This is a genomic window from Cognatundibacterium crateris, from assembly GCF_010078235.1.
GTDB classification, from domain to species: Bacteria; Pseudomonadota; Gammaproteobacteria; order Burkholderiales; family Burkholderiaceae_D; genus Undibacterium; species Undibacterium crateris.
Map to the genome: position 1 here is coordinate 608,393 of NZ_JAABOS010000001.1, position 15,605 is coordinate 623,997.

At 54.6% G+C, this 15,605-nt stretch carries 14 protein-coding genes; 10 read left to right on the forward strand and 4 right to left on the reverse strand.

Translation table 11 applies throughout. The features are described 5' to 3' along the window. Positions 1 to 139: 139 nt before the first annotated feature. The 4 genes from EYB48_RS02670 to ispD form a co-directional block, all read right to left on the reverse strand. On the reverse strand, positions 140 to 673 hold the full coding sequence (locus tag EYB48_RS02670; RefSeq protein ID WP_202927635.1) for an FKBP-type peptidyl-prolyl cis-trans isomerase: 534 nt from the start codon (positions 671 to 673) through the stop codon (positions 140 to 142). Positions 674 to 825: 152 nt separating this feature from the next. Next, a complete protein-coding gene (locus EYB48_RS02675; RefSeq protein WP_162018721.1) occupies positions 826 to 1,098 on the reverse strand; it encodes a DUF4404 family protein in 273 nt (90 codons plus the stop codon). A 65-nt stretch (positions 1,099 to 1,163) separates the two neighbouring features. Then, the gene (gene ispF, locus EYB48_RS02680) at positions 1,164 to 1,667 is read right to left on the reverse strand and encodes a 2-C-methyl-D-erythritol 2,4-cyclodiphosphate synthase (protein WP_162018722.1); all 504 of its coding nucleotides are present in this window, start codon (positions 1,665 to 1,667) and stop codon (positions 1,164 to 1,166) included. A gap of 73 nt (positions 1,668 to 1,740) precedes the next feature. Then, positions 1,741 to 2,469: a 2-C-methyl-D-erythritol 4-phosphate cytidylyltransferase gene (ispD, locus tag EYB48_RS02685; protein WP_162018723.1), complete on the reverse strand. Its 729-nt coding sequence runs from the start codon at positions 2,467 to 2,469 to the stop codon at positions 1,741 to 1,743. 216 nt (positions 2,470 to 2,685) lie between these two features. On the opposite strand from ispD, the gene mfd reads away from it, so the two are divergent. The 10 genes from mfd (at position 2,686) to sorU (ending at position 15,545) form a co-directional block, all read left to right on the forward strand. Continuing rightward, positions 2,686 to 6,117, forward strand: a complete 3,432-nt coding sequence (gene mfd / locus EYB48_RS02690; RefSeq protein WP_162018724.1) for a transcription-repair coupling factor — start codon at positions 2,686 to 2,688, stop codon at positions 6,115 to 6,117. 13 nt (positions 6,118 to 6,130) lie between these two features. Further along, positions 6,131 to 7,006, forward strand: a complete 876-nt coding sequence (serB, locus tag EYB48_RS02695; RefSeq protein ID WP_162018725.1) for a phosphoserine phosphatase SerB — start codon at positions 6,131 to 6,133, stop codon at positions 7,004 to 7,006. A gap of 256 nt (positions 7,007 to 7,262) precedes the next feature. Next, the gene (locus tag EYB48_RS02700) at positions 7,263 to 8,330 is read left to right on the forward strand and encodes a phosphotransferase (RefSeq protein ID WP_162018726.1); all 1,068 of its coding nucleotides are present in this window, start codon (positions 7,263 to 7,265) and stop codon (positions 8,328 to 8,330) included. A gap of 190 nt (positions 8,331 to 8,520) precedes the next feature. Further along, positions 8,521 to 9,213: a glutathione binding-like protein gene (locus tag EYB48_RS02705; protein WP_162018727.1), complete on the forward strand. Its 693-nt coding sequence runs from the start codon at positions 8,521 to 8,523 to the stop codon at positions 9,211 to 9,213. Between the two features lie 89 nt (positions 9,214 to 9,302). Further along, entirely contained in the window at positions 9,303 to 10,529 is a 1,227-nt protein-coding gene (locus EYB48_RS02710) for a DUF2863 family protein (RefSeq protein ID WP_162018728.1), read from the forward strand. 367 nt (positions 10,530 to 10,896) lie between these two features. Then, on the forward strand, positions 10,897 to 12,087 hold the full coding sequence (locus tag EYB48_RS02715; protein ID WP_162018729.1) for an acyl-CoA dehydrogenase family protein: 1,191 nt from the start codon (positions 10,897 to 10,899) through the stop codon (positions 12,085 to 12,087). An 11-nt stretch (positions 12,088 to 12,098) separates the two neighbouring features. Continuing rightward, a complete protein-coding gene (locus tag EYB48_RS02720) occupies positions 12,099 to 13,235 on the forward strand; it encodes an acyl-CoA dehydrogenase family protein (protein ID WP_162018730.1) in 1,137 nt (378 codons plus the stop codon). Between the two features lie 94 nt (positions 13,236 to 13,329). Further along, the gene (locus EYB48_RS02725) at positions 13,330 to 13,791 is read left to right on the forward strand and encodes a MaoC family dehydratase (protein WP_162018731.1); all 462 of its coding nucleotides are present in this window, start codon (positions 13,330 to 13,332) and stop codon (positions 13,789 to 13,791) included. A gap of 147 nt (positions 13,792 to 13,938) precedes the next feature. After that, positions 13,939 to 15,198, forward strand: coding sequence for a SorT family sulfite dehydrogenase catalytic subunit (gene sorT, locus EYB48_RS02730; RefSeq protein ID WP_162018732.1), 1,260 nt, complete (start codon positions 13,939 to 13,941; stop codon positions 15,196 to 15,198). After that, the gene (sorU, locus tag EYB48_RS02735) at positions 15,195 to 15,545 is read left to right on the forward strand and encodes a SorU family sulfite dehydrogenase c-type cytochrome subunit (RefSeq protein WP_162018733.1); all 351 of its coding nucleotides are present in this window, start codon (positions 15,195 to 15,197) and stop codon (positions 15,543 to 15,545) included. Before sorT ends, sorU begins: the two co-directional genes overlap by 4 nt. Positions 15,546 to 15,605 lie beyond the last annotated feature (60 nt).

Sequence of the window (15,605 nt, forward strand, 5' to 3'; positions counted from 1 at the left end):
GCAGGATTGCAGCCGGTCTAAGTCTTGCTAAATAGTGGCGACCAAACACCGGTCAGCCTAAGTATGGCCTGGGTTCAGTTCACAGTCAGCCTGCCATCAGTGGCACGGCCTGACTGTGCTGCACGCCATCATACGCTTATCAGTGGTGGTGGCCACCAACGCCATGCGCATGGCCATGTACCACTTCTTCATCGGTGGCGGCACGCACTTCCAGCACTTCGGTATCAAAACGTATGGTCATGCCAGCCAGCGGATGATTACCATCGAGCTTGACCACGCCCGCATCGATGCTCAGCACACGGAACTGCATGGTTTCTTCCGTTTCCGGGTCACGGGTTTCAAACATCATGCCGACTTCGATATCCGGCGGGAAGGCACTGATGTCTTCTTCACGTACAAATTCAGGAATTACATCACCGAAACCATCTTCCGGCTGCAACAGCACGGACACTTTATCACCGGCCTGCTTACCTTCTAAGGAAGCTTCCACAGCAGGTAAAATATTATCGTAATCACCATGCAAATACACGATAGGTTCACGATTCTGATCGATCAGCTGACCTTCCATATTGAACATAGAGTAATTCAGGCTGACGACGGTATTGGCTTTGATTTGCATGGCTAAAAAAAGGAAATGAGGGGAAGAACCAGATCCGGTCAGCATTGTGGACATTGCCAGCAAGCTGCCAGATCGGCACGGGATTGCCAAATTCGTATTGAGTCTGACAATTACCGGTTAACTGACCCGCTATTGTACCAGAGCCAGCCGCTCAGCTGCAGCCTGTCAATCCGCCAACCCACTCTTGAAGCGCAGCGGATCAAGGCTTATACGCCTATTTTCTCCAGCATAGAGCCAATTTCACGCAGGGCGGGTTCCAGCTTGGGGTGCTGGGCAGCGAATTTGGCAGATAGGGCCAGCGAACGTTCGCTCAGTGCGGCAAACACCGGGTCATCATGCTGACGATCTGCCTCCAACACCTGATCTATATCCTGATTCAGATCTTCCAGCATGGATTTCAACTCATCATCCAGCGGTGCCTGCCCGGATAATTCAGTATGCAACTGGCTCAATAACTGTTTTAACTGTTCTCGTTTCATGATCACCTCCGGATTAGTATGTTCGGTCCCGTGCTGAGCACAAGACCGCCTTGCGTCGTTTTAGTCTAGCTGGCTTCCAGCGGATATACCAGCACCACCGCTTCTGCTGCGATGCCCTCTTCCCGTCCCAGATAGCCCAGCTTCTCATTAGTTTTGGCTTTGATATTGACCTGAGAAACAGCCACCTGCAAATCTTCAGCCACATGCGCAATCATCAGCGGAATATGCGGCGCCATCTTAGGTGTCTGTGCAATGATAGTCGCATCCAGATTACCAACCGCGTAGCCCGCTTCATGCAGACGCTTAACGGCTTCGCGCAATAAGACCCTGGAATCAGCGCCCTTAAAGCGCGCATCGGTATCGGGAAAATGACGGCCTATATCACCCATGGCCGCTGCACCAAACAGCGCATCAGTAATCGCATGCAGCAATACATCGGCATCGGAATGGCCGAGCAAACCCAGCGTATGCGGGATATCAACGCCACCTATGATCAGTTTGCGATCCTGTACCAGCGCGTGGCAGTCATAACCTTGCCCGATACGGAAAGGAGGGAGTTTATTCTTCATCAAATCACCTGTACTTTTTTTAAGACTTAATTGAAATCAGCTGATATTCAGCTGAATTTCAGCGTTAGCGGGCTCAGCCCGGCAGCAGATTCATAAAACGCGCCACCTGCTCCAGATCGGCAGGCTGCGTCACCTTCAGATTACAGATATCACCAGCCACCAGCAGCGGCGTATAGCCAGCGGCTTCCACCGCACTGGATTCATCCGTCACTTGTGCCGCCTGATCCAGTGCATCACATAGCAGAGCATAACGGAACATCTGCGGGGTTTGCGCCAGCCAGACCTGTTCGCGCGGGATGGTTTCCACCCTGCCCTGCTGATCAGCATGCACCCGCTTGACCGTATCCACCACCGGTAATGCCAGCAAACCGCCCACAGCATGCGCACCGACCTGCGTCAGCAGCGCCTGCAACAAAGACTGCGTCAGGCCGGGACGCGCGGCATCATGCACCAGCACCCAGTCCTGCGCCTGAACCGCTGCGTTCGCAGCCAGCGCTGCCAGCCCCTGACGCACAGTGTCGCGCCGGGTGGCACCACCACAGCGCAGCACGGTCAGCTTGTCATGCGCCGCCAAAGCCTGATCGACATACGCATCTTCCGGGCTCACCACCACATAGATATGGCTGACTGGCGAAAAATCCAGGAAGGCATTGACGGTATGCTGTAACAAGCTGGCAGCGCCAAGTTGCAGATATTGCTTAGGGATGTTGCTACCCATGCGTGCACCTACGCCGGCGGCAGGAATCAGGGCGATATAGTTCGGTGAAGAGGATTTGTCGGTGTGTGAACTGGTTTGCTGCATAAAGTCAACTGGCCGTCCGCTGCCGGACGGGCCTTCGTTTATAATTAGGCGCTCATTTTAACCGTGTATGTCTGCCGTGAGACTGGTGTAGCCAGACTTTAATTTCGGTCTGGCCTGACAGCCGCAGACGAAAAGCGGAGCAGCCTGACCGACCGTTGTGACGGCCTGGTGTTTCACCTCACTGTTTATTCATCTAATCAGCCCAATTCAGCCGCAATGTCATTTGATTTCAGCAAATCCTTAGCAAAACCCGGCCACCGCTTCAGCTTACCAGCGCTGCATGGCTCCTCTGACGCCTATGCACTGGCGCAGGCCGCAAGCACATTGAAGGCGGAGCAGCGCATGCTGACAGTGTTTGTGGCCCATGCCGGTGATGCACAACGCCTGCTGGACGAGATCCCGTGGTTCAATCCGGATTTACGCTGCCACCTGCTGCCCGACTGGGAAACCCTGCCGTATGACGCATTTTCGCCGCATCAGGATCTGGTATCTGAAAGGCTGGCCAGTCTGCATGAAATCCAGAATGGCCGCTGTGACGTGCTGCTGGCCCCCGCCAGCACCGCCTTGCTGCGCATGGCGCCACCGTCTTTTCTGGCTGCCTATACCTTTTTCTTTAAAAAAGGCGATACGCTGGATGAAGCCAAACTCAAAACCCAGCTCACGCTGGCAGGCTACAACCATGTGAATCAGGTCATGTCACCCGGCGAATACTCGGTACGCGGCGGGCTGTTCGATTTATTCCCCATGGGTTCCGCTCTGCCCTACCGGCTGGATTTGTTTGGCGACAGCATAGAAAGCATCAAAACCTTTGATGCCGACACTCAGCGCTCTATCTTCCCGGTGCCTGAAGTGCGCTTGCTGCCAGGGCGCGAATTCCCTATGGATGAACCGGCACGTGCCGCTTTCCGCAGCCGCTGGCGCGAACAGTTTGAAGGCGATCCTTCACGCAGCGCGATTTACAAAGACATAGGCAATGGCATCGCATCAGCCGGTATTGAATACTATCTGCCGCTGTTTTTTGAAGAAACGGCCACGCTGTTTGATTACCTGCCAGCCCAACCGTATTTCGCTTTACTGGGCGATATCGACGAAGCGATTAAACGCTTCTGGACCGATACCCGCTCACGCTACCAGTTCCTGAAAGCGGACCGCGAGCGTCCGGTCTTGCCGCCGGAAAGCGTCTTCCTGCGCGATGAAGATTTTTTCAGCCAGCTAAAAACACAGGCGCGCTGGGTGTTGCCAGCGACGGACAAGGCCATGCCTGCCTCCGAAATCAGCGCCTTCCTGCCGGATATCGCAGTTAATCGCCGTGCGGATGATCCGCTGACCAATCTGCGTGCATTTTTACTGCAAACCGATAAGCGGGTCATGATTTGTGCTGAAACCGCAGGCCGACGCGAGACCCTGCAACAGTATTTCAACGAATTTGAAATCGCACTGACTTTGTGTGATGGCTATACCGATTTCATCACCGGCAGCGCCCGCCTGATGCTGGGCATCGCCCCTTTGCATGCCGGCTTTATGCTGGCCGAAGGGCTCGCCTTTATCACTGAGGCCGAGCTGTATGCAGGCAGCGGCAAACGCATAGGCAGAAAAAAACAGGAAGCAGTGACCCAGGTCGAGCACATGGTGCGCGATCTGTCCGAGCTCAAAATCGGCGATCCTGTGGTACACAGCAACCATGGTATCGGGCGCTACATGGGCCTGATCAGCATGGATCTGGGGGAAGGTGAAACTGAATTCCTGCATCTGGAATATGCCAAGGAAACCAAGCTGTATGTGCCGGTCGCGCAATTGCATGTGATTTCGCGCTATTCCGGCGCTTCGCCGGAAGACGCACCACTGCATAGCCTGGGTTCCGGGCAGTGGGAAAAAGCCAAACGCAAAGCAGCCCAGCAAATCCGCGACACCGCAGCAGAATTGCTGAACCTGTATGCGCGCAGAGCCACCCGTCAGGGACATGCATTTGAATTCTCGGCCAGAGATTATGAAAGCTTTGCAGAGAGTTTCGGCTTTGAAGAAACACCGGATCAGGCGGCCGCGATCAATGCGGTGATTGCGGATATGACCTCAGGCAAACCGATGGACAGGCTGATCTGCGGCGATGTGGGCTTCGGTAAAACGGAAGTCGCACTGCGTGCCGCCTTTGTTGCCGTGATGGGTGGCAAGCAGGTCGCAATCCTGGCACCGACTACCCTGCTGGCGGAACAACATGCACAGACTTTCGCCGACCGCTTTGCCAACTGGCCGGTGCGTATCGCCGAATTATCGCGCTTCCGTACCGGCAAAGAAGTCAGTCTGGCCATCAAGGGCATGGGTGACGGCACTGTCGATATCGTGATCGGCACCCATAAACTGTTATCTGACGATGTGAAGTTTTCACGGCTGGGACTGGTCATCATCGACGAAGAACACCGCTTTGGCGTGCGTCAGAAAGAAGCGCTGAAAGCCTTGCGCGCCGAGGTTGATGTACTCACCCTGACAGCCACACCTATCCCACGTACGCTGGGCATGGCACTGGAAGGCTTGCGTGACTTTTCGATTATCGCCACAGCGCCGCAAAAACGGCTGGCCATCAAAACCTTTGTGCGCAGTGAAGACGATTCTGTGATCCGGGAAGCCTGTCTGCGCGAACTCAAGCGCGGTGGCCAGGTGTATTTCCTGCACAATGAAGTGGAAACCATACAAAACCGCAAAGCTATGCTGGAAGCCTTACTACCGGAAGCGCGTGTGGTGATTGCGCACGGTCAGATGCATGAACGCGATCTGGAAAAAGTGATGCGCGATTTTGTGGCACAGCGCTTTAATATTCTGCTGTGTACCACGATTATTGAAACCGGTATCGACGTCCCAAGTGCGAATACTATCCTCATGCATCGCGCCGATAAATTCGGTCTGGCCCAGTTACATCAGCTGCGCGGACGGGTTGGCCGTTCACACCATCAGGCCTATGCCTATTTGCTGGTACATGATGTACAGGGTTTGACCAAACAGGCTAATCGCAGGCTGGAAGCGATCCAGCAAATGGAAGAACTGGGCAGCGGCTTCTATCTCGCGATGCATGATCTGGAAATCCGTGGTGCCGGTGAAGTGCTGGGTGATAACCAGTCTGGTGAAATGCATGAAATCGGCTTCCAGATGTACTCAGACATGCTCAATGAAGCCGTACGTTCACTGAAAAACGGCAAAGAACCCGATCTGGCTGCGCCTTTGCAAAGCACCACAGAAATCAATCTGCATATACCGGCGCTGTTACCGAATGAATTCTGCGGCGATGTACATGAGCGTCTGTCTATCTACAAGCGCCTGGCCAATTGCAGCAAACCGGCTGCGATTGATGATCTGCAAGAAGAATTAATCGACCGCTTTGGCAAATTGCCGGAGCAGGTCAAATCCCTGCTGGAAACCCATCGTTTACGCGTTGCTGCCAAGCCGCTGGGCATTATCAAAATTGATGCCCACAGCGAAGCCGCCACTTTGCAATTTGAGCCGCAGCCGCCAATAGACGGCATGCGCATCATCGAACTGGTACAAAAGAACAAGCACATCCGCTTGAATGGACAGGATAAATTGCGCATTACCGCCAACATGCCTGATCTTGCCAGCCGCGTGAATCATATTAAACAGACTTTGAAAGCCCTGCATTAAGATGACGCAATCCATGACACCTGCTTTTCTGACCTTACACAGTCCGGCCGCATTCAATGAAGCGCAACTGGCATTTCTCCACACCCTGAGCACGCACTTGGCGAGCGAAGCCAGCCTGCTGAACGCACAAGTCGCCCGTTACACCCTGCCCGCTGCCAGCGATAATCCGGAGCAGGCAAGTGAGATTACCGCCTGGCGCGAACAGGCCGATCAGCTGGGTCTGGACAGCGCCTTGCTGCCAGTTCAGCGTAGTCTGAGCGAATTTGGCTTACTCGCGATGGACATGGATTCCACCCTGATCACGATAGAGTGCATCGATGAAATCGCTGACATGCAAGGGCTAAAGCCGCAGGTATCTGCCATCACCGAAGCCGCCATGCGGGGTGAACTCGATTTTCAGGAAAGCCTGAAGCGCCGGGTCGCGCTGCTGCAAGGGCTGGATGCCAGCGCCTTGGAGCGTGTATATCAGGAGCGCTTACAACTCTCGCCCGGCGCTGAGCGCCTGATTGCGGCGGCACAGGCGGCAGGCCTGAAAACCTTGCTGGTATCGGGTGGCTTCACCTATTTCACTGAGCGTGTGAGCGAAGCTCTAAAACTCAGTTTCCACCATTCCAATGTGCTGGAAATCATCGATGGCAAACTGACCGGCCGCGTCACTGGTACGATCGTCGATGCCGAAGAAAAACGCCGTACCGTGGCTGCTACCTGCGCGCAGCTGGGCATCCCTAGCAGTGCCGCTATTGTCATGGGCGATGGCGCCAATGACTTGCGCATGATGGAGATTGCCGGCCTGTCGGTCGCCTTCCGCGCCAAGCCGGTGGTACGCGCTCAGGCCAGTATCGCGCTCAATCATTGCGGGCTGGATGGCGTATTGAATGTGTTGATGTGAACGTGTTGTGATCGTGTTGTGATCGTGAAGGTGAACCCAAGCGAGAGCAACGCGCGCTTGCTCTCAGTTGATCTCACCTGCAGCAATTCAAACTCCAATTTCAAACTCAAATAAATAGCACGACCGTATTTTTTAGCTTACACTCATGCAAGTTTCATCAATGACAGACTGCCCTGCCAGAGCCAGCTAAGCTGATGCAAAGCTGGCCGCCGCACGGGTGAGGATGTCCTGAACAGAACAACACAGGAGACCAGCAATGTTTGAAGACTTCATGGGTACCATGCCCGTCGCCGCGCGCCAGCAATTTGATCATGCGGCGCTGGCTGATTATTTGCGTCAGCATGTCCCCGATTTTACTGCTGCGATGGCAGATCAGCTGCAAGTAGAGCAATTCAAAGGCGGGCAATCCAATCCTACCTTCAAACTCAGCGCGGGCCAGCAACGCTATGTGATGCGCGCCAAACCCGGCCCGGCGGCCAAACTCCTGCCATCGGCGCATGCGATAGAACGTGAATTCAAAGTCATGGATGCCTTGCAAAAAGCCGGCTTCCCGGCTGCACGCCAGTATGCGCTGTGTACCGATGAAGACGTGATAGGTCGCGCCTTTTACATCATGGAATACGTTGATGGCAGAGTATTGTGGGATCAGTCGCTGCCTGGCATGACGCCGGTGCAAAGAGCAGAAATCTATGATGAGCTCAACCGTGTGATCGCACAATTGCACAGCCTGGACTATGCCGCGATTGGCCTGGCAGATTACGGCAAACCCGGCAATTACTTTGCACGTCAGATCGATCGCTGGACCAAACAATACCGCGCCTCAGAAACAGAAACCATAGAGGCAATGGACAGACTGATAGAATGGCTGCCGCATCACATCCCTGCCGGCGACGACACCAGTATCGTGCATGGCGACTACCGGCTCGACAACATGATGTTCCACCCAACTGAACCGCGCATCATGGCGGTACTGGACTGGGAACTGTCCACGCTAGGCCATCCGCTGGCCGATTTTTCTTATCACTGCATGAGCTGGCATGTATTGCCCGGTCAGTTCCGAGGTATCAAGGGGCTGGATCTGAAAACGCTGGGGATTCCGGATGAGCAGTCGTATATCGCAAAATACTGTGAACGGACCGGCAAGCAAATTCGCGCTGAAGACTTTAATTTCTACCTCGCCTATAACCTGTTCCGCATGGCTGGCATTTTACAAGGCATCATGAAGCGCTATGTCGATGGTACTGCATCCAGCGCGCAGGCCAAGGCCTCGGGTGAAGCAGCGCGTCCTATGGCGGAACTGGGCTGGACTTATGCGCAGCGCTGAACGTCTTTGCCGAATAGATGAAAAGTCTTCAGTGCATAGAATGCAATTCCCTGAGCAGAACTGCTAAAACATCTGCATAATGGTGGGCGCTCATTTCTGAGGGCTGAAGCAAGATCGTCGTTGCGGCGATCAGCTTGCAGTCCCTTTCCCAGTCACGCCCACACTCTGCTAACAAAGACAAAGGAAGATCATGATCGACGTTTACTCCTGGCCTACCCCGAATGGTCACAAAGTGCATATCATGCTGGAAGAATGCGGCCTGGCATACCGGGCAATTCCCATCGATATCGGTGCGGGCGACCAGTTCACACCGGATTTTCTGGCGATCTCCCCGAACAATAAAATCCCTGCCATCGTCGATGCCGACGGGCCGGATGGCAAGCCGATTTCCCTGTTTGAATCAGGTGCGATTCTGGTGTATCTGGCGGGTAAAACCGGTCAATTTCTCGGCAATACTGACCGTGAGCGCTATCAGACTCTGCAATGGCTGATGTTCCAGATGGGTGGTTTCGGCCCTATGCTGGGACAGGCGCACCATTTCCGTATTTATGCACCGGAAAAAATTCAATACGCCATTGACCGCTACACCAATGAAGCGCAGCGTCTGTATGGCGTCATCGATCAGCAATTATCAAAAACGGAATTCCTGGCTGGCGACCACTACACTATTGCCGATATCGCGGCATTTCCATGGACCAGATCGTTTGCCAATCAGGGCATAGACTGGGCCGACTTTCCGCATGCCAAGCGCTGGTTCGATCAAATCAGCGAGCGGCCTGCAGTACAACGCGGCGTACAGGTACTCGCCGATTTACGCAAACCGCTGACCAACGACAAAGCCAAAGAAGCTTTGTTCGGAAAAACACAGTACGCAAAAAAATAAGCCGTGCCACGGCATTTGCGCCAAATTATGCTGACTATGGAGTGAGCTCATTGCTACAATGAAATCACTCCAATTTTACAGAGTGACGTATGCGCCGGATAATCAAAAAAAACAGGCTGAAATTAGCCGCGGAAAGCCAACGTCTCGTCAATCTCGCGTTGGCTGTCGCCCAATCCGCAAGCCGGATTGAAGATAATGCCTGGCAAGCCAGGCTAGATACCTATGTTCGCAAAAACCTCAGGCTACAGCATCAGGATCAGCTTGATGCTGCGGCCGAGCATGTATTCCATAGCCATCCACATGGCTATGAAGTGCTGGTAGAAACGCTGGAAACCGTCAGCACCTCCTGCACCCTGACCCATCAGGGACAAGACTGGCAATGCCTGCTGGTGGCGGCGCCCGTGCTGGCCTGGACCCGCTACGATATTGCGTCCGGTGCCCTGCCCGCTACCATACTCAGTCACCTGCATCAGCAAATGCAGGCGCATTTACTGGCCCCGGCCACGCGCTTACAGTTATTGCCCAATCTGTATTCGATAGATCAGTTACCGCGCAATCACTGCGAGACCTTCAGCCTGCTGGAAAAACAGGCGCAGGCCTTGGTCGCGCAAACACAGACAGCGGGCGAAGCGCAAAAAGAAAAAACCGTGCCCTTCCTGGCGGATATACGCTTTTTACTCGGCGTGATTGTCGCCCCTGCAGGTGAGAACCTGTTCCGCTGGCAGCAGCTGGATGCGCCCTATGACAGCGAAGCGGCCAAAGCCCTGTGCCTGGAGGCCTGGAAAGCCGGAACCGAAGAGCAATTCAAACACGTATTGCCTGGATGCGGCATCGACTTGTTGCTGCCGGAAGCCTATTTCAGCGCTTGCCGCGACGCCGACGTGGCAATCCGCCCGGCCTCGATACTGGCTGCGGTGTATTACCTGACGCAGACTTTGGAGAAAGACAGCAGCCATTTCCGTGTCGTGATCGGCGCCTGCACCAACGCGGATAACCCCGGTCAGATCGACGAATTACGCATGAGCTTCCTGCTCAACGATACGCCGGAGGTGATCTATGGCGTGATTTGGCCTCTGTATCAGGCAGAAGATCAGCAAACCGCCATTGGCCTTGATGATCAGGAAGACTTACAAGGCGACATTCCTGAAATCCTGCGTCAGGCTGGCATCACAGACATCGTACTGCTGGAAGAAGTTTTCTCTATGGAATTCTGCGATGACTGTGGCACGCCACTGTTTCCGGATCACGCAGGCGATCTGGTGCACCCGGAAATGCCGGATGACATACCCGCACCAGGCACTGCGCATTTCCATTGATGTGAGTTCTATGCCCCGTCTTGTGCGGGGCTTTTTTTCATCTGCTTTATCTGCTTTATCTGCTTTCAATTGCGTTCATATGCTGTGTAGCTTTTTCCATGCTCCGCAACAGCAGAAAAATTCTTGCACCAGATCGCGTAAACCGATGTAGAATCAATCCGAACGATCGTGCTATTCTTTTTCTTGCAGCATTATTTTATCTTAGGACTTACGCAAAATTGTCCCGGCAAGGCATGGCGACACAGGCAGTACGAGCGTACGACAAGGAGCCATAACGCCGCAGGGGCGGTTTTTCGTAAGTCCTATATCTATAACCACAATGCGGCAACCGACACGTCGGTCAGCCCAGTCCCCTACAGGAGACAGTATGGATTTGAATTACAGCGCGGAAGACCTCGCCTTCCGTGATCAGGTCAGAGCTTATCTGGACACCCACCTCCCGCCCGATTTGCAGCATAAAGTGCTCAATCATTTACGCTTATCCAAAGAAGACTATGTGCGCTGGCATCGCATACTGGCCAAACAAGGCTGGGTTGCGCCCGGCTGGCCGGTGGAATACGGCGGTCCGGGCTGGAGTGCGACCCAACGTCATATTTTTGAAGAGGAATGTGCGCGTGCCGGCACCCCTGCCATCTTGCCGTTCGGTGTGAATATGGTGGCGCCGGTACTGATGGCCTTCGGTAATGAAGAACAAAAAGCCCATTACCTGCCACGCATTTTGAGCTGCGAAGACTGGTGGTGTCAGGGCTATTCTGAGCCTGGCTCAGGCTCAGACCTGGCCTCGCTGAAAACCCGCGCCGAACGTCAGGGCGATCACTACATCGTGAACGGCCAGAAAACCTGGACCACGCTGGCTCAGCATGCCGATATGATTTTCTGCCTGGTGCGCACCGATCCGGATGCGCGCAAACAGGAAGGCATATCCTTCCTGCTCATCGACATGAAAACGCCGGGTATCACGGTAAGACCTATCATCATGCTGGATGAAGACCATGAAGTGAATGAGGTGTTCTTCGATAATGTCAAGGTACCGGTCAGTAATCTGATCGGCGCTGAAAACAAGGGTTGGACCTATGCGAAATATCTGCTGGGCCATGAAAGAACCAATATCGCAGCTGTCGGCCGCGCCAAACGGGAATTACAATTCCTGAAGCGCATCGCTGGCAAGCAGCAAAAACGCGGTCAGTCACTGCTGGCTGACCCGGTCTTTGCGCACAAAGTCGCGGCGCTGGAGATAGAAATTATGGCGCTGGAAATCACGGTCTTACGTGTAATTTCTCAGGACAGCGGCAAGCCAGGCCCGGAAGCATCTCTGCTCAAAATCAAGGGTACAGAAATCCAGCAACGCTTAACCGAACTGATGGTAGAAGCCGTTGGCCCCTATGCGCTGCCGTTTGACCCGGCTTATCTGGAGGGCGAACACGCGCATAGCGTGACTGAACAGGATGATGCGGCGCCGCTGGCTTCGTATTACTTCAATTTCCGCAAGACCTCGATCTATGGCGGTTCTAACGAAATTCAAAAGAACATCATCACCCAGATGATACTGGGACTGTAAAGGAGCGCGCCATGAATTTTGATTTCAGTCAGGAACAGATTCAGTTTGCCGATGCACTCCGTCGCTGGGCAGATAAGGATTATCAGTTCGAACAACGCAAACACATTATTCAGTCTGCCAGCGGCACTTCTGACGCCGCCTGGACAGCACTGTCCGAGCTCGGCGCGCTGGCGCTGCCTGTACCCGAAGATCAGGGTGGTTTTAACGGCAGTGCCGTGGATATGCTGGTGCTGATGCAGGAACTGGGACGGGCGCTGGTGGTGGAGCCCTACTTCGCCACGGTATTTGCGGCCGAATTCCTGAAGCTGGCCAAAGCCCATTTTGATATTCTGGAACAGGTGGCAGCAGGCCAGACTAAACTCGCAGCCGCGCTGTATGAAGCGCAATCACGCCATGAGGCTTACGATATCAAAACTACCGTCACGCCCAGCGCGGATGGCTATGTGCTGAATGGAAAAAAGACGGTCGTGATTCATGGTACGCAGGCAGATCATCTGATCGTCTCCGCCAGATCGGGCGGTGATCAGTTTGCAGCCAAAGGCATCATGCTCTTCCTGGTCAATGCACGCAGCCCGGGTGTCAGCCGTCGCGACTACCGTACCCTGGATGGCATGCGCGCTGCCGATATCAGCTTCGACCAGGTGCAGTTACCCGCTATCGCCTTGCTAGGCCGTGAAGATGGCGGAGCAGACTTACTGGACGCGGCGCTGGACTACGGCACCACTTTGCTGTGCGCTGAAGCCGTCGGCATCATGGAAGCCACCATTGCCGCCACATTGGAATACCTGAAAACCCGTCAGCAATTCGGCGTGCCTATCGGTAAATTCCAGGTATTGCAGCACAGGATGGCGGACATGTATATGGAGATGGAACAGGCACGTTCTATGGCGACGCTGGCGGCAGTCAAGCAAAGCAGCGCTGATGCGCAGGAGAGAAAACGCACTGTCTCGGCAGCCAAAGCACGGGTTGGTCAGGCTGCACGCCTGATTGGCCAGCAGGCAGTCCAGCTGCATGGCGGCATGGGTGTCACCAATGAACTGCCAGTGGCGCACATGTTTAAACGGCTCACCATGATAGAACTGAGCCTGGGTGATACCGATCACCATCTGGCCCGGTTTATCGCGCAATCAGATTTTGCTGCTGTCTGAGTCCCCCCCCCGGAAAAATCCCAGCCCCCGCGCTGGGATTTTTTCTATCCACATCTTGCAGTTTCTGGCTTTGCAAAGAAGAAAGGAAGACATGATGTCCGAGCAAACAAGTTGGTGGTACTTTGAAGATTTCATCCCCGGTGCAGTTATCCAACTGGGGCAACGCAGCGTCACCGAAGCAGAGATACTGCGCTTTGCGACAGAATTTGATCCACAATCCTTTCATATCGATCATGAGCGGGCGAAGGACTCTATCTTTGGCGGCGTGATCGCCAGTGGCTGGCATACCTGCAGCATGATCATGCGCATGGTGGTGGATGGCTTTCTGGCGCGCTCCTCCAGCATGGGTTCACCCGGTGTGGATGAAATACGCTGGATCGTGCCGGTCAAACCCGGCGATGTACTGACCGTCCGTGCAGAAACCCTGTCCCGCCAAGCCTCGGCCTCCAAACCTGACCGCGGCGTCGTGTATACCTTATGGACCGCTGAAAATCAGCGCGGCGAAGTGGTGTGCACCATCAAAGGCATGGGTATGTTTGGACGCCGTCCGCATTAACTTGATCCGGCCTGGGCCAGGCTTACGTTCAGTCACAGTTCCATGATCAAAATACAGGCAAAACACATTGTCAACTTTGCACCGCGTCGGCTACTATCAGGCTTTTGAATCGTACTTGCTAAAGAAAAATTCAACAGGAGAACAGGCATGAGTCAGTCCGCAAAATCCCGGCAAACACAGATCAGTAATCCGGCACGCCGGCGCTGGCTCGCTTCAGGCAGTGTCAGTGTAGCTGCGGCAGGACTGGCTGGTTTACAGCACAATGCCATGGCACAGGCGGTAGCCAGTACCGCAGCGGCTATACCAGCAGCGAAACCACTGCCCTCCTATGTGAGCTGGAAAGATGCGTCTGCCCTCATCGTCCACTCCAGCGGCACCATAGAAACCCGGCGCAGCGCCTTCGGCACCAGCGTCATCACGCCGGCAGAACAACTGTATGTACGCAATAACCTGCCAGCGCCGGATGCTGCCATCGTGGCTAATCGCGATGCCTGGGAATTACAGGTCGATGGCGTGAAGCGCCCTGCTACGCTCAATCTCAAACAATTGAAACGCCTGGGACTGGAAACCGTCACGGCGGTATTGCAATGCTCAGGCAATGGGCGTGGCCTGTTCCCAAGTAAGCCTAGCGGCACGCCATGGCAGATCGGTGCTGCCGGTTGCGTAGTCTGGAGCGGCGTCCCGGTACGCGCACTGATCGCGGCTCTTGGTGGCGTGACTGACGGCATGGTGTACATGACCGGTACCGGTGGTGAAAAACTGCCAGACGGTATAGATCCGAAATCGGTGATGGTGGAACGCTCAGTACCCCTTAAAGCACTGGAAGAAGCGATACTGGCCTGGGAAATGAACGGTGCCCCGCTCCCCCTCGCACACGGTGGCCCGCTGCGTCTGATCATACCTGGCTATACCGGCGTCAATAACATCAAATACATCAAACGTCTGGCCTTCACCACCGAACAGACCGAAGCCAATATCCAAAAACATGGCTACCGCATTTCACCGCCAGGCCAGAAAGGGGACCCGACGCATCCATCGGTCTGGGAAATGAATGTGAAGTCCTGGATCAATTCACCGGCACCGGAAACTGGTGAGGTGCCAGCTGGAGACACGCTGATACAAGGGGTGGCCTTTGGTGGCATGCATGCAGTGAAAACGGTAGAGGTATCCGTCGATGGCGGCAAAACCTGGAAAGCAGCGCGCTTTATTGGTCCGGATATGGGCAAATACGCCTGGCGTCAGTTTGTATTGGCGGTGCGCCTGGATGCCGGCAACTACACCATCGCCTGTCGTGCGACCGATAGCCAGGGACAGGTACAGCCGGAAGCCCGGGTAGAAAATGCGGGCGGCTATAACAACAACAGCTGGAAAGACCATGCCTTGCAAATCAACGTGGTGGCAGCATGAAAAAGCACCTGATACGCGCTGGTGCGCTGCTGCTGGGCATGATTGCAACACTGGCCACAGTCAATGCGATCGCCCAGAATAAAGATCAGGATGGCAGTAAGGCGCTGGAGGCTGGCAAAAAGGTCTTTACCCAGACTGCGCAACCCGCCTGCATCGTTTGCCATACACTCAGGCACGCGGGTGCGAGTGGTGAAATCGGGCCGTCACTGGATGAACTGAAACCAGATGCGGCACGGGTAGAAAAAGCAGTCAGAAACGGGATAGGTCAAATGCCCGCCTTTACCAGTTTATCGGATGCTGACATACGCCTGGTAGCCAAATACGTTTCAAGCGTAGCAGGCCAATAGCGGCACCAGTCCCTACCCAGCAAAAGCTGACAGCGCCCGATACCTTATATCGGGGCGCTG